We start from the raw sequence: 18,003 nt of genomic DNA, 5'->3' as shown, positions 1-18,003 counted from the left end.
AGCGTCAAACGATTATTTTCTGGCAGGTCTTCTGACTTACTCCATTTTTGAAATCCTTCCCATTAAAAAACAGTGGATATATTCTTCAAAAACCTTGGTGTGGAGCTTACAGCAGCGGGTCTGTTCCGGATTTTCACCGGATTCCCTTTTAAGAGCTTTTTAGGGCTCACCAAATTCCGGCAAAGATAAAAAATTATTCCTAACCCCCAATTAAAATAATGATTCATAAACAATTAAAGCTCCCAAAGGAGCTTTAACATGATTTTTCAAAAGGGTTTTTATTTAAATCCCAATATTCAGGAAAATACTGAATCTTGATTTTGCTTCGATATCACCTCCTGCCAGATGGGTATACATAGGAAGCATGAGTTCACTTCCCAAACTCAGCCTTTTATAGGAAGCTTCAAATCCTAACTTTCCATACAATGCGCTTCCTGCAGTATTGGGCAGCGCTTCGTCAAACTGTTTATTCTGGGCATACACTTCTCCCTGCACTCCCGTTTTTACAGAAAAAATAGATTTTTCATTCCCCGCAACCTGATAAAAACCTGTTGCAGCATAATTCCATTGGTTTCCAAATCGGTAATTTTTCTTATTCTCCGTTTTGATGGTATAATCTGTATTCACCAACACAGCCACTTTATTTTTCTGAAACTTATAATTCAAAGCGGCCTGATAATCCCAGCTTCCGGTTCCCAGCTGAAAACTCGGATTAACGCCGGAAGCTCCTTTCTCATCGAATTTCCCCAAAGGAATTTTCACACCCAACCCTCCGCTTAAGTGGTGAAAATTATCTTTAGAACTCATCAGCTGATAAATTCCCATCAGGTTAAGATCCCCGATTCCGTTGATTTTGATATCTCCCTGTTGGGTTTTCTTTTCATGGAAATGGAATGGCAGACTTGCATATACACTCAGTTTTTTAGTTAAAGGAATCTTTCCCCAAAGCTGTAAGGTATTGAAATACTGATCCTGTGTAAGATCTTTCACAAATAGGTTTTCTTTTGCTTTGTAATGCTGTGCAAAGTATTTGATTCCGATAAACTGTGGATTCAATAAAGACTCAAAGCCGGAAGAACCATTTCCTGCAGCACAGCCACAGGCATCACAATCATCATCAAAATCAAATCTGCTAAAGCTGTCCGGAGCTATATATGCGCTATCTCTGATGGTTTTTGCCTGATATTGCCCAAACAGGATTAAACTTAGTATTACTATAATCTTCTTCATGTTTTCTATAAATTATTCTGCAAATTTTGGATTGGATATAAAACTTTTATCTGATAATGTTTTCAGGAATGCAATGATCGACTGTTTTTCCTGACTGTTCATAGCAATACCTATATGCCCATTCTGTTTCAGCTGCGAATCCAGATTGGGATTATCTTCTACCTGACCTGAATAGAAATTGAGTACTGCCTCTAAGGTGTAAAATCTTCCGTCATGCATATAAGGTGCTGTATATTCTACATTTCTCAGACTCGGAACACGGAATTTCATCCAGTCTACCTGATTAAGAGTAACTCTGTAGCGTCCTGCATCTTTGAACTCGGTGTTATAATACATTCCTGTATTGCGGAAACTTTCATCGGTAAATAATTCTCCACTATGACAAGAGGCACATTTCTGACCGAATAAAGCCATTCCTTGGGATTCTGCTGAAGTTAGCTGCTCTTTTCCCTGTCTGAATCTATCATATTTTGAATCTGCAGAAATCAGCGAAGCCATAAACTGTGACAGTGCTTTTAGAATTCTTTCTCCCGTAACTGTTTCATCTCCATAAGCTTCCCTGAAAAGTTTTTTATACTTCTGGTCATCTTTTATTTTTGAAATAGCTTCCGGTATAGAGCTGTCCATTTCATTGATGTCTGTAATAGGGCTGATGGGCTGTTCATTAAGATTATGAATGACACCGTCCCACATATATCTTTTCAAAAAAGCCATATTCTGAATGGCTGGAGCATTTCTGATTCCAATTCTGTCATCTACCCCATGGCTTACAGTATGCCCATGATGGGTAAAAGCGTTTTCCTGAATATGGCAGAAACCGCATGAAATGGTATTATTTCGGGAAAGTCTTCCTTCGTAGAATAATTTTCTTCCCAATTCTACTCCGTTTTTTGTCACCGGATTCGTTGATTTATCAAAAGTCATTTCCGGAAAATAAGAAGGAAACTGCAGATTATAGGCTTCATCTTTTTCCAGCGGCTGTATCACCTCATCTGAACAGGAAATACAACTCAGCAGAAATACACCCAGAACCAGTATTGTTTTTACAAAAAAATTAATCATTATGAACGTGATCTACTTTAAACATTTTTGTAAGGTTATTGGTAACGTCTACCAGATGTTGATTTGAACCCATCAGCATATCATTAGTTGCGGTAAGGGTAAGCGCTTTATCTCCACTCAAAAACTGATTCAGATCTGCCAGAATATGAACAGAAGGGCGAATTTGTCCTGTTACTCTGGCTGTTGTTGGAAGATTCAACGTAATTTCACGATAAAGATCAGGGGTATTATTTTCTGTAGTATTTCCCATATTTCCTGTATGATTCATGAATTCCTTTGATGGAGAATCTGCTCCATATTTCCCTTCCAGTTTTACAAAAACATATCCGGCTGCCCATGACCATGACATCCCTTTCTGCTTGGCTTTTGTCCAGAATTCAGCTTGCCCGTCCTGCCCTAGCAAGTACGCTTTCTGACTGATTCCCAATCCGAATTTTATTTTTTTATAATTATTTTTCGGAATACCCTCCAGGTTGAGGTATATAATTCCGGCTACCGCATCAGCCTGATCCACGATGAAAGCACCTTTATCAGGGTTGTTTTCATTGTATTTAAATTCATTCCCGTTCTCGTCTATCAGGGAAATGTTACTGATTACATATTTTAAAGCAGAAAAATTATGTTTCTGTCCATTAGAAGAAGTCTGAACCGTTTGATTCAGGACAATATCTCCTACATTATTAAATCCGTTTTCAAATTTAATCTGAAGTTTTCCGGGCGTAGTATCCTGTGGATTTTCGTCATCTCTGCTGTTTTCGCAGGCTACAAAAGAGAATAAAGTAAAGGCAATAAAGAATAGTGATAAAAATTTATAAATTTTCATTGTTGATTTTTTTAAGTTGAATACAATCTTGAATGTGAAGACATTCTTTTTTTTACCACAAAAGGCACCAAAGCTCTTACACTTAAGGTATATCAAGTGGTAATTTTTATGCACAATAAGAACACCTAAGCATTTCTATTTATCTATGCTTTTGTGACTTTTGTGGTTGAATAGTGATCGTTTAACTTAAAAAACCGGTGGTTTGAAAATATGGGTAAGAAACAGAAAAGAATAGGCAGTTTCATAAGTGAAGTTGAAATTGAAAAACGGTTGTTTTTCAGTAGTAATGATCTCTGCGGTTTCAGGCAGGATATAGGTATCAAGAATTTTCTGTCCTGAGCTTTTGAGTTTCTGAAAAGGTGAAGATTCTGAATCATTGGTTTTAGCCAATTCTTTACTCAGGTAACACTTTCCGTTACAGTGAACCTCTGGCCTGGATTTATTAATACAGAGAACTTTAACGATATAATCATAATTTACAGCATACTCTACCACGGGTACTAAAGGTCTTAGCACCATGTAAAAAGTAAAAAGTATGCTGTAAAATAATTTCATCAGATTATTTCTTGCTTAAAGCTTCGTCATATCTTCTGCTGATTTCTTTCCAGTTGGTAACGTTCCAGATCGCGGTAAGATAGTCTGCTCTTTTATTCTGATATTTCAAATAATATGCATGTTCCCAGACATCAATTCCGAAGATAGGAGTTCCCTTCTCTTCCACCACATCCATCAAAGGATTGTCCTGGTTAGGCGTTGAAGAAACAAACAATTTTCCATTTTTATCTACGGAAAGCCATGCCCATCCTGATCCAAAACGGTCTGCTCCTGCTTTAGCCATCTTTTCTTTAAAAGCATCCATACTTCCGAAAGTTTCAGTGATGGCTTTTACCAATTTTGCAGAAGGCTGTGTATTCTTCTGAGGAGTAAGAACCGTCCAGAACAGTTCGTGATTGTAATGTCCTCCTGCATTATTTCTTACTGCAGCGGGCAGTTTTGAAACATTGGAAAGAATCTGAAACAACGTTTCTTTTTCCTGTGGAGTTCCTGTAATTGCTTTATTCAGGTTAGCGACATACGCTGCCGCATGTTTTGAATAATGAATTTCCATCGTTTGGGCATCAATATTCCCTTCCAAAGCATTATAGGCGTATGGTAAAGGAGTCTGCTTAAACTGAGCCAGTGTAAACTGGGCCGCGAAAACTGCAGTTACAGCAGCTATTTTCAAAATCTTCATAATGTTTTTGTTTATGGTTGAACAATGTTTTTTGCTAAGCTGGAAGATGGGAGATGGAGGCTGGAAGTAATGAATGTCATAACATAACTTCTTCAACTTTTATTTGCTTTTACAGCTATCTCAAAAATCGCCAGAGCTTCACCGTCTGGAAGTACATCCAGCTTCCAGCTTCGCGCTCCCATCTCCCTTATTTCAATAATTTCTTAATATCCTCAATCAGAATTTCTCTGTCCGGATGGTATTTTCCGGTCAGCATAGGTGTTTTACCTTCCGGATCTTCATAATTCAATCCTGAATAATACAGAATAGGCATATTTTCTTTATTGTATCTGCATCTGATATTTCCATCCTGATCTACCAGGGCGATCATTCCGCTGTGGTTCAGGCTTTCTCCTTCATCTTCTTTGTCCCCCACATAGATATTAAATTTATCCGCGAGATCACCAATATAGGTACGGTCTCCGGTCAGGAAATGCCAGTTTGGAGACTTCGCTCCTATTCTTTGAGCATGTTCTTTCAGTGCTGATGGAGTATCATTTTCCGGATCAATGCTTATGGAGATAATACCAAAATTCGGATCATCGATCTGATTCTGAATAGCCTTCATATTGGTATTCATCACCGGACATATTGTAGGACATTTACTGAAGAAAAATTCTACGAGATAGACCTTTCCCAGCATATCTTTATTGGTGATTTTTTTACTGTTCTGATCTGTCAGTTCAAAATCCGGAACTTTCATTACGGTATAAAGGCTCTTTTTAAAATACCCCATTCCGACACCGATTCCCAGGAAAAGCAATGCAAAAACCACAATGGGTATGATCACTTTACTTTTATTATTGGTCTTGTTATTTTTGGGCATATTTCTCAGGGCTTTTTTTGAATTCACTTTTGCAGTAAACACTACAAAAACCGTACGTTTTATTTTTATATACCGCTGTATCTTTCAGAGATCCGGCCGTTTTCATGTGGCAGATCGGGTCTTCTTCATTGACGACCTGTACATTTTCTATTTTCTTTCCGGAAGAATCCATGTGGCTTGCATGCTTTACCTGAGGCGTTTCCTTGGCACACGACAATAATGATATTGACAGCATTGCCGTCAAAATAAGAGGAGATTTCATTTTAATGTTAAATTGAAATTAATAATGATAAATTAACTTAGAACACAAAGCACAGCGTTATAAATTGTGGGAAATTAACCCCAAATTTAATGATGCAAAGTGTAGTAATGACTTTTAATTGAAAGTTTCAGCACCTCCAATTCATAAACTAAAAATATAGTTTAAAATAAAATTAAGCTAATGGAGGATGGAAAACCCTGGAAAAATATTCTGAAGAATGAGAATTAAAGTAACTTGAATCAGGAATCTCAGTAATCAATTCCGGGTTGAGTAGTGAAGAGAAGGAAAGGATATCATGAGAGATAAAAGCATCTAATCCTGCAATCTTTATGGTTTGAGAGCTATTGGACTGTTTTTCTGTTTTTGCCAGTTCTTTTTCCACATAGCATTTTCCCTTACAGGTTGATTGTGGTACATTTCTGTTCTCACAAAGGTTTTTCACAATATAATCATAGTTCACCGCATAGTTTACCAATGGCAAAACGGGACGTAATGCAATGGTAAAAATGACGAATATGGAAATAAATAACCTCAACGATTTTTTCTCTGTCACAAATATACTACTTCAAAACTGTTTTATGTATAATTTATGATGAATGTCATTGATGGTTATTTACTGTTACCCACAAAAATTATAAAACTGTGCCTGTCACCTGTATAATTTTATCACGAACTTTGAGTAAGACTTTAGACCTAAATAAAAATTTAGTTCTTTATATACAATTTAATCTTGTTGATAAAAGCTTTGCTGATGTTTTTGGCAGAGCTTTTTTATGTTTTGTTGGGAATCAAAAGGCGCTAAAAATGTTTCCGAATATTTAATGTTTTTGAATAAAACTTTCAATTAAGAAGTAAACTGGCTGAAAATCTTTGATTTTCTTGCGTCCTTAAAAACAACACAATTTTTATCTTCTTTGCGCCTTTGCGTTTATCCAACAAAAAAACTATTACCTTTCTAAATTAAGTTTTGACGTGATGTTGGAAACGCAAAGACGCAAGTTTTTTTAAATGCTTACTGTTTTTTTAAGGCGCAAGGATTTTATCTCCGATAAAATTGCAATGCTGGTTTGATTTATCTCTCTAATGTTTTTGCAGAGATTCCTACGGAATGACAAAGTGTGTGTATTATCTTTATACCCGTTGTAATTGTCAGTCATGGTTTATACTAAAGTAATGGCATTCTCTTCTTCACTCAGTAACAGTCTCAATAGTATAGGATTTCAATGGAATGAATGCCATGGGGTATAATTTAAAAACAAAAGCCCCGCTGAAATTCAGCAGAGCTTTTATTGAATATAATTGAGTTGTGTTTATTATTTGCTTTTTAAAATTTCATTCTTTGAATTCTTACCGCATTTAAAATAGCCAGCAAGGCAACTCCTACATCGGCAAAAACAGCTTCCCACATAGTTGCCAGTCCACCGGCACCCAAGATTAAAACCACTGCTTTTACGGCAAAAGCAAGGATTATATTCTGCCAAACGATTTTTTTCGTTTGCTTTCCGATATTGATTGCCATTGGGATTTTACTTGGCTTGTCATCCTGAATGACTACATCTGCCGTTTCAATGGTAGCATCACTTCCTAATCCTCCCATTGCAATTCCCACATCACTTAAAGCAACAACAGGGGCATCATTCACTCCGTCTCCTACGAAAGCTACGGTTTGTTTTCTGGCTTTAATTTCTTTAACCTTATTGACTTTATCTTCAGGCAAAAGGTCTCCGAATGCATTGTCTATGCCCAACTGATCTGCTACATATTTCACAACGGTACTTTTATCACCGCTCAGCATTGTAGCTTTTACATTCATTTTATGCAGATTGTCTACTGTTTCTTTGGCATCTTCTTTTATGCTGTCTGCAATGGTGATATATCCTGCAAACTTTTTATCATAAGCCACTGCGATGACCGTGTACACAATATTGGCATGGTTAAGATCATAATTGATATTAAATTTATCCATCAGCTTAAAGTTCCCTACCAGAATTTCTTTTCCGTTAATCGTAGCTTTGAGTCCGTGTCCTGCAATTTCTTCTACATTTTCTAGTAGAATATTGTGGTTGATATCTCCTACATAATTGTGAATAGCTGTTGCCACAGGATGGGTACTTTTGCTCTCAAGAACATTCACCATCTGAAGGATTTCCTCTTTATTAAATTCAGGAGCCATACTTACTTCCTGAACTTTGAATACGCCTTCTGTCATCGTTCCGGTTTTATCCATCACTACATTCTGAATTTCTGCAATGCTGTCCAGGAAGTTACTTCCTTTGAATAAAATTCCGTTTCGGCTTGCGGCACCAATTCCTCCAAAATATCCTAACGGAATAGAAATCACCAAGGCACAAGGGCAAGAAATCACAAGGAATATCAATGCTCTGTACAACCAGTCTCTGAACTGATAATCACTAACAAAGAAATAAGGCAGCAAGCAGATTCCAATGGCAAGAAATACAACGATAGGCGTATATACTTTAGCAAATTTCCTGATGAATAGTTCTGTAGGGGCTTTTTGAGCTGTTGCATTCTGAACCAGTTCAAGAATTTTACTCAGTTTACTGTCTTCATAGGCTGTATTTACTTTTACTAAGGCAATACTGTTCATATTGATCATTCCTGCAAGAACCGCTTCACCTTTATTTTTGGTATCGGGTTTACTTTCTCCTGTTAAAGCTGCTGTATTGAATGAAGCTGAATCGGAAAGCAGTTCTCCATCGAGAGCCAGTTTTTCACCGGGTTTCAGCTGGATAACATCACTGATTTTTGCTTCTTTTGCTTTTATCGTTTTGGGCTGATTATTTTCTATAATGGTGACCTCATCAGGACGCTGATCCAATAAGGCTTTTATATTTCCTTTGGCTCTGGTAACCGCCATAGACTGGAATACCTCTCCTACTGCGTAGAACAGCATCACCGCTACACCTTCAGGATATTCTCCGATGGCAAAAGCTCCAATCGTTGCAATACTCATCAAAAAGAACTCTGAAAACACATCTCCCTTGATAATACTTTTATAAGCATCTTTCAATACCGGGAATCCTACAGGAATATACGCTGCCAGGAACCATACCAGGCGTACCCAGCCTGTGAACCATGCGGGTTTTATATAGTTATCAAAGGCAATTCCCAATAATAAGATAACAAAGGATATAATGGCGGGAAGAAACATCTGAAAGACTGTCTGATCTCCGGAGTCGTGAGAATGATCATGGCCGTCGTGGTCATGGCCGTCTCCTTCTGCATGATTATGTTTGTGTCCTTTTGTATCGGGTTTTTCCGGGGTTGTACTACAGCATTTTTCCATAACTGAATATTTTTATACAAATTTAAAGGTGAGACTGATGCAATGCTATTGCAAACTTTCGAGACAATTTTCGCAGATTCCTTTGGCAAACAATCTTATTTCATCAATCCTGAAGTTGGTCTGTATGTTTTCAGGGAAGGAAATATCTTCTTTACAGGTTGTCTGCTTGCAGATTTTACAATAAAAATGGAGATGCCAGTCTTTATGTGTTTTTTCATCACAATCGTCTTCACATAACTTGTATTTTGTGGTGGTATTCTCCTGAATGCTGTGAACAATTCCTTTTTCTTCAAAGGTTTTCAGTGTTCTGTAGATGGTGATTCTGTCAGCATTTTCAAAATGATTTTCTATCTCAGAAAGGGATAAAGCAGCTTCCTGAGAGCTTAAAAAATCATAGACCAAAATCCTCATGCTTGTGGGTTTGGTATTTTTATCAATGAGTTTGTGTTCTATATCTTTTTTCATTGTACGCTTTTAAAGTTTTACAGATGTACTTCATTTTCTTCATAGCCTTCCTCTTCTATCTGAAAAGTGGTATGACTGATTTTAAAATTATTCACAGTAGTATCTGTCAATGTTTTTAATAATTGATTCTGAGCATATGCTGCTTCTTTTACCACATGGGCACTCATTGCATTGACGCTTGATGTCAGTGACCATACATGCAGATCATGAATATTTTTCACGCCCGGAGTTTGTTCCAGAGATTTACGAAGTTCATGAATATCCACATCTTTAGGAGTTCCTTCAAGCAAGACATTAATGGCTTCTTTCAACAGTCTCCATGTTCTTGGGAAGATCAGCAATCCAATTGCGGCTGAGATCAGGGGATCAGCATAATACCAGCCTGTTGTCAGCATAATTACTCCTGCAATCATCACTCCTACTGAAGTAAGCATATCTGAAAGGACTTCAAAATAAGCTCCTTTCATATTGAGACTGCCTTCCGAGTCTTTTCTCAGAATCATCATTCCGACAATATTAACGATCAATCCGATCCCTGCTACAATCAGCATTGATTTACTTTGTACTTCCGGTGGATTTTGAAACCGCTTGTAAGCTTCAAACAAAACATAGATCGAAATTCCTAGTAAAACAACCGCATTGATAACAGCTGCCAATATTTCGGTACGATAATATCCGTAAGTTCGGGAAGGATCTGCTTTTCTTTCTCCTATTTTGATGGCTATAAATGCCAGCAACAATCCTACCACATCTGTCAGCATATGCGCTGCATCTGCCAGTAACGCAAGACTGTTGGTAACAATTCCTCCTATCACCTCAGCAATGAGATAGGTCCCACTAAGGCAGAGTACGATAAGGAGGTTCTTTTTATGTCTGCTTCCTGCAGAAACGGTTTGTGTGGGTGTGTTTTCCATATTGTGTATGGTTTAATTACATTTCATAATAAGATGTATTTTCTTTTTTGGGTGGAACATTCTGCTCACCAATCATTTGTCTGATATTAATCTCTATGGTTTGTGCCAGAGAAGTCATCGGAGTATCTACAGGGCTATTTTCAAAGGGATCCTGCATAATGATTGATGTTTTTTCAATCGCAATGAATGTTACCGGAACCAGGAAAGTAATCGCAATTTCAACTGCCAGCTGTGAATCATCAAGTCCAAACGGAAGTATTGCTGCAAAAACATAAATCAAAATATGGACTAAAACACTATAAGAACGTGGAAAAACCGTATTCTTCAGCCTCTCACATTTCCCCATACTGTCGCAAAGTTTTGTAATGATATCATTCAGCTGCATCTGTTGAAAATCGGTCAGTCCTTTGGAAGCGGCAATTTCTTTAAGCTGTCTGGAGTGTTCGTCCAGAATAGCATTGGGAATATTCACCGCTTTTATCTTATGCTGATCGAGATATTGCTGAACTTTTTCAGAGAATGGCAATTTTCTGAGGGCTTCTCCCAGCGCGTAAGTCCAGATGATTTGTCTTTCGGCAAAATCTTTTACTGTTTTATCTTCTCCCGCCGGCATAAACTGGATGATTAACCTTACAAAAGTCCGGGAATCATTTACAATAGCTCCCCAAACGGTTCTGGCTTCCCACCATCTTTCGTAGGACTGGGAAGTACGGAAAGCCAGCAGTAAAGACACTGCCGTTCCCAGCAATGCCGGAATATTCAAAGGCAGTGAAATTTTACGAAACCATGGCAACATATCCAAAAGACCGATGGCTACAGCGAATATTCCGATAAACAGAATTTGGCTTTTTATTTCACGGATGAAATACCAGACTGATATTTTTTTGTTTAATAACATAATCAGGTTATTTATTAAAATTAGGGTAGATAATCTTTACTTTTTTCCTGCCGCTTTTATTCAATAAAAAATTCCGTAAACAGCTCTAATTTAAGGATAATAATCGACATTTTACTGGCTCCAGCCACTTTCATTAATGCTCGTGTTCCCCGGAATTCACAAGTTTCGCATTCACAAAAAATGCTCCTTTCACTACTATTTTTGCATTGTCCGGAATATTTCCTACCGCAGTTATCGCCGTATATCCCATATCAGAAGTTCCTTTTACCACTTCTATTTTTTCAAAGTTTAAAGTTTTCGGATGAGGTTTTCCTTTTTCATCATGTTCTTCCTCTACTTTTTTATCAGTCTGAACAAATACAAAGTATTTACCATCTGCTTCTACGATGGCTTCGGTAGGAACTGCAGGGGTTGTACTTTTATCGAGGCTTACAATTCCTGTGATATTCATTCCATCGATCAGACCGGATTTATTTCCGATTACTTCGCAATGCATAGAGATGGTTTTGCTTTCATTTTCAAATGAAGATCCTATGCTGTAAATTCTGGCATCATATTCTGTTTCCGGATTATTGGTCAGTTTAAAATGAACAATCTGCCCAACTCTCATTTTGGGAAGATCTTTTTCAAACACCTGAAGATCGAGATGAATGGAACCGTTATCAATTACGGTTGCAACCGGAGAAGAGATATCTACATAGCTTCCAATCTGCGCTGTGATACTGCTGATCGTACCACTGATAGGTGCTGTGATAACCAAACCTGATCGCATATTTCCATTATTTACTTTCCCCGGGCTTATGCCCATCATCTGAAGCTGTTTTAACAGGGAAGCTCTTTTTGTTCTTAATGTTTTCAGTTCAGCATCAGCACTTTGAAGGTTTTTCTTGGCTCCGGCATCATTATCAAAAAGTTCTCGTTGTCTTCTGTATTCCTGTTCGGCATACGTTATCCTGCTGTTGGTAGTCAGATAATCTTCCTGAAGCTGAATGTATTCCGGATTGGCAATGGTAGCAATAACCTGTCCTTTTTTCACAATACTTCCTACCTGAATATTGATGGTTTTGATGATCCCTCCATACAGGGAAGTAATGGTTGCTTTATTACTGTTGGGAACACTCAGCAATCCATTTGCTTTGATGGTGGACGTAAGCTCTTTCATTTCTACGGCTCCTAAAGCTACTCCTACAGATTTCATCTGATCCTCCGTGAGTGAAGCTATCGTTTGTGGAGCTTCTTCATGTGCCGCCTCTTTCTGTTCTGTTTTTTCAGGAGCTTTTTCTTCTGCAGCTTCTTTTTTTCCACAACTTGTTAGCAATAGTGAAATCAGGATAAAAGGAATGATATTATATTTGAGTTTCATAAGTAAAAATGTATTTTGTCTGATGCCGTATGCCATCATTTTCATGGGTCTGGCAGGAAATTTTGATAACAGCACTTTCATATTATTTATTAATGATTGAATTGATGATTACAACAGATTGATTCACCTGCTGGATAGATTCCAGATATTTTAACTGAATATTGGTAGCCGTTTGCAGGGCAAAAAGATATTCTACATAGGAAATTTCCCCTGTTTTATATCCTAACTGGGCAGCCTTTACAATTTTCTCTGCATTGGGCAGTGCCTGGCTTGTATAATAATCATACTGCTGAATATCCTGCTGGTATTGGCTAAAAGCGTTTTCCAATTGAGCAGCAAGTTGTTTCTTCTGCATTTTGGCATTGGTTTCCGCAACCTGCCTGTCATATTCCAATGCCTGAATTCTTGCTTTTGTTGCTCCAAAGGTCAAAGGAATTGCTACTCCTACGGTTGCCGACTGAAAACGTTTTCCCGAGTTATAAAAATTTTCCTGTCCGTTGATGGTATGAAGGCCTATCAAAGACTGATTGGTATATCCTAAGCTGAAATCTGGAAGTCCAAGAGATTTTTCTACTTTCTTATTTTTCTCAGCAATTTCCATTTCCTGGTAAAAAGCTCTTACAGACGGATTGTTGGCCACCACGGCACTGTCCAGTACATTTTCTGCTTTTAAAGGAACATAGTCTTTATTAAACGGAACTTCAAGATCTTCTGATGTGTTCATCAAAGTCTTTAAATTTTTATAGGCATTATTCAGAAAGACTTCATTTTGTCTGAGCAGCAGATCAATTTCTCCTTTCTGGGTTTCTGCAGTACTGATTTCTATCTTTTTGATATCACCCGCTTTAAATCTTACGGTTGCAATTCTGATGAATTCCTCATAATATTTATCCAGACTGGTCAGCTGGGCTTTATTATACTGAAGATATTCAATCTGATAATAATAGGTACGAACCTGTTTTACCAGTTCATTAGCTGTGATTTCTTTATCAATCTGCTTGCTTTTAATATTCTCAGTAATTACATCTTTTCTTGCTTTAAAAAGGGTAGGAAAAGGAATGCTCTGTGAAATGGCAAACGACTGGTCAAACTTCGGGCTGTTGTATTGTCCAAGCTGAGCTTCAAAGCTTAATTTAGGAAGCTCTTTCGCAGTTGCCCTTAATGCTTCAGCAGACTTAATGCTTAAGTCTTTCGACTGTAAGGTTAAATTATTATTGACTGCCTGTTCTACCGCCTGTTCTACGGAAACCGGTCTGGACTGCGCTTTAAAAGTTTGTCCCAGCATCATGAATCCTAATACCAGAACTACTGTAAATGTTCCCGGATTATTGTTTTTTCTTTTCAAAATTTTTGTGTTAAAAATGATATACAGCATCGGCAAAACAAATAACGTAAGGAATGTAGCCGTCACCAGACCACCAATCACCACTGTGGCAAGAGGTTTCTGTACTTCGGCTCCGGCTCCGGTGGAAATAGCCATCGGTAAAAACCCTAGTGAAGCCACTGTAGCGGTCATTAATACAGGTCTCAATCTGGTTTTTGTTCCTTCAAATACTCTTTTCAGAATATCTGTTTCACCTTCTTTTTCTAACTGGTTGAATGTTCCGATCAAAACAATTCCGTTCAATACTGCCACTCCAAAAAGGGCAATAAATCCAATCCCGGCACTGATACTGAATGGCATATCTCTTATTAAAAGGGCAAATACTCCACCGATAGCACTCATAGGAATCGCAGTAAAAATCAATGCAGCCTGTTTGAATGAGCGAAAAGTAAAATACAACAGCATAAAAATAAGAAGCAATGAGACCGGAACAGCGATCATCAGACGTTTGCTTGCTTCCTGCAGGTTTTCAAACTGTCCACCATAGGTAAAGTAGTATCCGGAAGGCAGTTTCACTTTATCGAGTTTTGCCTGAATATCTTTCACCACACTTTCCACATCACGGTCTTTTACATTAAATCCGATAACTATTCTACGTTTTCCCTGTTCACGACTGATCTGTGCGGGTCCTAATTTGTAGCTTATATTTGCTACCTGTGATAGTGGAATCTGAGCTCCGGTAGCAGAAGTGATCATCAGGTTATTCACATCCGAAATATCGGTTCTGTGAAGGCTATCCAGACGGACTACGAGATCAAAACGTCTTTCATTTTCAAAAACCTGTCCTGCAGCTTTTCCTGCAAAGGCTGTACTTACGGCATTGTTGACATCTTCGATATTCAATCCATAATTAGCGATTCTTGTTCTGTCATATTGAACATTAATCTGCGGAAGACCGCTCACTCTTTCAATCTGAGGCGCAGTAGCCCCATCTACTGTCTGAATAATTTTCCCCACCTTATCTGCATACACGGCTAATGAATCAAGATTCTCTCCGAAAATCTTTACAGCAACATCCTGTCGGATTCCTGTCATTAATTCATTGAAACGCATCTGGATAGGCTGGTTTTTCTCAAAGAATACACCCGGAATCGTTTCCAGTTTCTCACTGATCTCATCTGCCAGTTCGTCGTAAGATTTCTTGGTTTTCCATTCGCTTTGTGGTTTCAATACCACAATCATATCGGTTGCTTCAGGTGGCATCGGGTCTGTAGGAACCTCAGCAGAACCGGTTTTTCCGACTACCATTTTCACCTCATCAAACTGTTTGATAATTCTTGATGCCTGCATGGAGGTTTCTATACTCTGGCTCAATGAACTTCCCTGCGGTAAAATACAGTGAAATGCATAATCTCCTTCCTGCAGCTGAGGAATAAACTCACCACCCATATTTTTAAAAATAAACGCAGAGATAAGGAAGACTACAGCCGTTGCTGAAACCATTGCATATTTTACTTTTATTGATTTTTGCAATAATGGCTGATAAATCTTTTGCAGGCTATTCATCATTTTATCAGAGAACGTTTCTTTGTGAGATATTTTCTTAGATAAAAACAGGGCGCTCATCATTGGAATGTAGGTCAGAGATAAAATTAAAGCTCCTAAAATGGCAAATCCTACTGTTTTTGCCATTGGAGTAAACATTTTCCCTTCCACACCGGCCAAAGTAAGAATCGGGATGTATACGATAAGAATAATGATTTCCCCGAAGGCTGCACTGCTTCTGATCTTTGATGCAGAAAGAAATACTTCTTCATCCATCTCAGACTGCGTTAATGCACGGGCAGATTTCCTCACTCCTAAATGATGCAAGGTGGCTTCTACAATAATTACCGCACCATCCACAATCAATCCGAAATCTATTGCCCCAAGACTCATCAGGTTGGCACTTACTCCAAAAACATTCATCATTCCCAGCGCAAACAATAAGGAAAGCGGAATAGCAGAAGCCACGATAAGCCCTGCTCTAAGATTTCCAAGGAAAATTACAAGTACGAAAATAACGATCAGTGCTCCTTCAACAAGGTTTTTCTGTACAGTATTGATGGCTCTGTCTACAAGGTCTGTCCTATCCAGAAATGGTTCTATAATAACATCATTGGGAAGAGATTTCTGAATGGTAGGAATCTTTGCTTTGATATTGTTTACCACTTCATTACTGTTCGCTCCTTTCAGCATCATCACTACTCCACCTACGGCATCTACTTTTCCGTCATAGGTTAATGCACCGTAACGAACGGCACTTCCTAAACGAACATCAGCAACGTCTTTGATAAAGATCGGAACACTTCCTGTTTCATTTTTAACTGCTATGTTTTTGATGTCTTCAAGGGAGGTTACTAACCCTATCCCACGGATAAAATAAGCATTGGGCTTTTTATCAATATAAGCTCCTCCTGTATTCTGATTGTTTTTTTCAAGCGCTGTAAATATTTCAGTAATACTTGTTCCCATTGCTTTTAAACGATTGGGATCAATAGCCACTTCATATTGTTTTAATTCTCCTCCAAAACTGTTGATTTCTGCAACACCTGGTGTTCCGTTCAGCTGTCTTCGAACGATCCAGTCCTGCATAGTTCGGAGTTCTTTAGCATTGTATTTCTTTTCGCTTCCTTTTTTAGGGTGAAGAATATACTGATATACTTCTCCAAGACCTGTACTTACAGGGGCCAGCTCAGGAGTTCCTACTCCTTTTGGAATTTCTTCCACTGCATTTTTCAGCTGTTCATTAATGAGCTGTCTCGCAAAGTACACATCTACATTTTCTTTGAACACCACTGTAATCACAGAGAGCCCGAATCTTGAAATACTTCTTGTCTCCTGAATATCTGGAACATTGGCAATGCTTTGCTCAATGGGAAAGGTAACCAGCTGTTCTACTTCCTGTCCCGCCAATGTAGGACATACGGTAATGATCTGCACCTGATTGTTGGTGATATCCGGCACAGCATCTATTGGCAATCTGGTGGCACTCCACGTTCCCCAGATGATCAGTACGAGGGTCATCAACCCAATGATCACCTTATTTTTAATACTGAATTTTATGATTTTATCTAACACGATTTTTAGGTAATTTTTATTGAAAATGAATGCACACAGCATAAAATACTGCAGCAAAAATATCCTGAAAACCTCTGCAATGGTATTGCAAAGTTTCAAGCACAGTTAAATATTAGAAAGCATAACTTTCTAAAAGTCAATAAAAATTAAATTTTAGGAGGCTGCCAGATAGGGTCGTAAATCTGGTAAGCAAAGTCGTTTTTGTGAAATAAGATCTTCTTCGAAAAGTAAGCAGGAATCTGCTCAGGAATCTCCAATAAAGGATCCATTTTAAATGCTGAAACCGTCATCTGACAGCAGCTGCATGCACACAGTGGAGAACAGATATCTCCTTTTTCTGTAGAATGAACGCCATGAATACTTAATGAGATCTTATTATCTCCTGAATTCAACGGATGGGACGTGTCTTCACATGGCATCAATGATAACGCCATGAAATAAAATGCAAGTATCCATCTTAAGAGTTTCATTGTTACAAAGGTAGAGATTTTTTCTAAAATGGGTAAAAGCTTTGGTTGTTTTATAGATTATTATTCTTATCAAAACTAATAAAATACCATTCCAATTATTATTTGTTAGCTTTGTATTTCACAAAACTACTAGTTCCAATACCTCTATTAATCTGAATGAGTCTGTTCACATCAAAAATATTTTTCACAGCTTGCCTTTGCTTCATCATATCATCCTGTGAACAAAAAGAAGTATTGGCCAAGGACATTTCCATTGAAACAGAAAACAGAAACCTGTCAACTCTTAAAGGCACGGATATTTATAATACCCTATTATATACAGAACCGGATACTTCAGATACCCTCCGATTCAAACTTACAGAGCAGGATTGGATTATTTTAAAAGAAAGTTTTGAGAAGAATCAGCTCTACCTGATTGACAACACTACAAAAATTGGGGAAAGGGCACATTCCATTTACCTACCGCATAAGATTAAAATTAAAACCAACAAAAGGCTCTTATCTGTACAGTATCGTTTCTTCATTGGGGAAAAGGAAAATTTTGATCGTATAAAAAGTGAAAAATTTAAAAAGTTCTTAAAGACTTTTGATTCTTTGGTGTATTACAGATCAGAAAAACATATGGATTAATCCGAATATAATGAAGAATATCAAATACATAGTTTT

General features: G+C 37.8%; 16 protein-coding genes and 1 riboswitch. Of the genes, 1 reads left to right on the top strand and 15 read right to left on the bottom strand.

Going from position 1 to position 18,003, the window contains the following annotated elements; translation table 11 throughout:
* Positions 1 to 4: 4 nt before the first annotated feature.
* Positions 5 to 189, bottom strand: a riboswitch (cobalamin riboswitch).
* A 93-nt stretch (positions 190 to 282) separates the two neighbouring features.
* The 15 genes from ACWPWS_RS23670 to ACWPWS_RS23600 form a co-directional block, all read right to left on the bottom strand.
* The gene (locus tag ACWPWS_RS23670; RefSeq protein ID WP_454048124.1) at positions 283 to 1,230 is read right to left on the bottom strand and encodes a transporter; all 948 of its coding nucleotides are present in this window, start codon (positions 1,228 to 1,230) and stop codon (positions 283 to 285) included.
* Positions 1,231 to 1,242: 12 nt separating this feature from the next.
* Positions 1,243 to 2,292, bottom strand: a complete 1,050-nt coding sequence (locus ACWPWS_RS23665) for a cytochrome-c peroxidase (RefSeq protein ID WP_454048123.1) — start codon at positions 2,290 to 2,292, stop codon at positions 1,243 to 1,245.
* Entirely contained in the window at positions 2,285 to 3,115 is an 831-nt protein-coding gene (locus ACWPWS_RS23660; protein ID WP_309511679.1) for an MbnP family protein, read from the bottom strand. Before ACWPWS_RS23660 ends, ACWPWS_RS23665 begins: the two co-directional genes overlap by 8 nt.
* A 186-nt stretch (positions 3,116 to 3,301) precedes the next feature.
* On the bottom strand, positions 3,302 to 3,670 hold the full coding sequence (locus tag ACWPWS_RS23655; protein WP_454048122.1) for a hypothetical protein: 369 nt from the start codon (positions 3,668 to 3,670) through the stop codon (positions 3,302 to 3,304).
* Between the two features lie 4 nt (positions 3,671 to 3,674).
* Positions 3,675 to 4,349 carry a superoxide dismutase gene (locus tag ACWPWS_RS23650; protein ID WP_105683287.1) on the bottom strand — a complete coding sequence of 225 codons (675 nt, stop codon included), beginning with the start codon at positions 4,347 to 4,349 and terminating at the stop codon, positions 3,675 to 3,677.
* Between the two features lie 187 nt (positions 4,350 to 4,536).
* Positions 4,537 to 5,214 carry an SCO family protein gene (locus ACWPWS_RS23645; protein ID WP_209786202.1) on the bottom strand — a complete coding sequence of 226 codons (678 nt, stop codon included), beginning with the start codon at positions 5,212 to 5,214 and terminating at the stop codon, positions 4,537 to 4,539.
* Positions 5,201 to 5,476, bottom strand: a complete 276-nt coding sequence (locus ACWPWS_RS23640; protein WP_454048121.1) for a YHS domain-containing protein — start codon at positions 5,474 to 5,476, stop codon at positions 5,201 to 5,203. Before ACWPWS_RS23640 ends, ACWPWS_RS23645 begins: the two co-directional genes overlap by 14 nt.
* A gap of 172 nt (positions 5,477 to 5,648) precedes the next feature.
* Positions 5,649 to 6,029 carry a hypothetical protein gene (locus ACWPWS_RS23635; RefSeq protein ID WP_454048120.1) on the bottom strand — a complete coding sequence of 127 codons (381 nt, stop codon included), beginning with the start codon at positions 6,027 to 6,029 and terminating at the stop codon, positions 5,649 to 5,651.
* Positions 6,030 to 6,800: 771 nt separating this feature from the next.
* Positions 6,801 to 8,450 carry a heavy metal translocating P-type ATPase gene (locus ACWPWS_RS23630; protein WP_454048210.1) on the bottom strand — a complete coding sequence of 550 codons (1,650 nt, stop codon included), beginning with the start codon at positions 8,448 to 8,450 and terminating at the stop codon, positions 6,801 to 6,803.
* Positions 8,451 to 8,828: 378 nt separating this feature from the next.
* Positions 8,829 to 9,248: a Fur family transcriptional regulator gene (locus ACWPWS_RS23625; protein ID WP_034691375.1), complete on the bottom strand. Its 420-nt coding sequence runs from the start codon at positions 9,246 to 9,248 to the stop codon at positions 8,829 to 8,831.
* A 17-nt stretch (positions 9,249 to 9,265) separates the two neighbouring features.
* The gene (locus tag ACWPWS_RS23620) at positions 9,266 to 10,162 is read right to left on the bottom strand and encodes a cation diffusion facilitator family transporter (protein ID WP_209786207.1); all 897 of its coding nucleotides are present in this window, start codon (positions 10,160 to 10,162) and stop codon (positions 9,266 to 9,268) included.
* Between the two features lie 16 nt (positions 10,163 to 10,178).
* Complete coding sequence (locus tag ACWPWS_RS23615) at positions 10,179 to 11,060, bottom strand: bestrophin family protein (protein ID WP_454048119.1); 882 nt, start codon at positions 11,058 to 11,060, stop codon at positions 10,179 to 10,181.
* A 133-nt stretch (positions 11,061 to 11,193) separates the two neighbouring features.
* Positions 11,194 to 12,423, bottom strand: coding sequence for an efflux RND transporter periplasmic adaptor subunit (locus ACWPWS_RS23610; protein ID WP_309511686.1), 1,230 nt, complete (start codon positions 12,421 to 12,423; stop codon positions 11,194 to 11,196).
* An 82-nt stretch (positions 12,424 to 12,505) separates the two neighbouring features.
* Positions 12,506 to 16,867 carry a CusA/CzcA family heavy metal efflux RND transporter gene (locus ACWPWS_RS23605; RefSeq protein WP_454048118.1) on the bottom strand — a complete coding sequence of 1,454 codons (4,362 nt, stop codon included), beginning with the start codon at positions 16,865 to 16,867 and terminating at the stop codon, positions 12,506 to 12,508.
* Positions 16,868 to 17,013: 146 nt separating this feature from the next.
* Positions 17,014 to 17,337: a DUF6660 family protein gene (locus tag ACWPWS_RS23600; protein WP_454048117.1), complete on the bottom strand. Its 324-nt coding sequence runs from the start codon at positions 17,335 to 17,337 to the stop codon at positions 17,014 to 17,016.
* 234 nt (positions 17,338 to 17,571) lie between these two features.
* Here ACWPWS_RS23600 and ACWPWS_RS23595 point away from each other — a divergent pair, with 234 nt between their 5' ends.
* Positions 17,572 to 17,967 (top strand): hypothetical protein, encoded by a 396-nt coding sequence (locus ACWPWS_RS23595; RefSeq protein ID WP_454048116.1) that lies wholly within the window; start codon positions 17,572 to 17,574, stop codon positions 17,965 to 17,967.
* Positions 17,968 to 18,003 lie beyond the last annotated feature (36 nt).

The organism is Chryseobacterium sp. Marseille-Q8038, assembly GCF_965111995.1.
The sequence above is the reverse complement of the archived record's forward strand: the minus strand, read 5'-3'. Positions and strand labels throughout refer to the sequence as shown.

Bases quoted from the DNA above. Each gene is read 5' to 3' on its own strand.
- ACWPWS_RS23615 (WP_454048119.1), bottom strand. From the start codon at position 11,060: ATGTTATTAAACAAAAAAATATCAGTCTGGTATTTCATCCGTGAAATA.
- ACWPWS_RS23650 (WP_105683287.1), bottom strand. From the start codon at position 4,349: ATGAAGATTTTGAAAATAGCTGCTGTAACTGCAGTTTTCGCGGCCCAG.
- ACWPWS_RS23660 (WP_309511679.1), bottom strand. From the start codon at position 3,115: ATGAAAATTTATAAATTTTTATCACTATTCTTTATTGCCTTTACTTTA.
- ACWPWS_RS23610 (WP_309511686.1), bottom strand. From the start codon at position 12,423: ATGAAACTCAAATATAATATCATTCCTTTTATCCTGATTTCACTATTG.
- ACWPWS_RS23645 (WP_209786202.1), bottom strand. From the start codon at position 5,214: ATGCCCAAAAATAACAAGACCAATAATAAAAGTAAAGTGATCATACCC.
- ACWPWS_RS23630 (WP_454048210.1), bottom strand. From the start codon at position 8,450: ATGAGTATTGCAACGATTGGAGCTTTTGCCATCGGAGAATATCCTGAA.
- ACWPWS_RS23670 (WP_454048124.1), bottom strand. From the start codon at position 1,230: ATGAAGAAGATTATAGTAATACTAAGTTTAATCCTGTTTGGGCAATAT.
- ACWPWS_RS23625 (WP_034691375.1), bottom strand. From the start codon at position 9,248: ATGAAAAAAGATATAGAACACAAACTCATTGATAAAAATACCAAACCC.
- ACWPWS_RS23620 (WP_209786207.1), bottom strand. From the start codon at position 10,162: ATGGAAAACACACCCACACAAACCGTTTCTGCAGGAAGCAGACATAAA.
- ACWPWS_RS23655 (WP_454048122.1), bottom strand. From the start codon at position 3,670: ATGAAATTATTTTACAGCATACTTTTTACTTTTTACATGGTGCTAAGA.
- ACWPWS_RS23600 (WP_454048117.1), bottom strand. From the start codon at position 17,337: ATGAAACTCTTAAGATGGATACTTGCATTTTATTTCATGGCGTTATCA.
- ACWPWS_RS23640 (WP_454048121.1), bottom strand. From the start codon at position 5,476: ATGAAATCTCCTCTTATTTTGACGGCAATGCTGTCAATATCATTATTG.
- ACWPWS_RS23665 (WP_454048123.1), bottom strand. From the start codon at position 2,292: ATGATTAATTTTTTTGTAAAAACAATACTGGTTCTGGGTGTATTTCTG.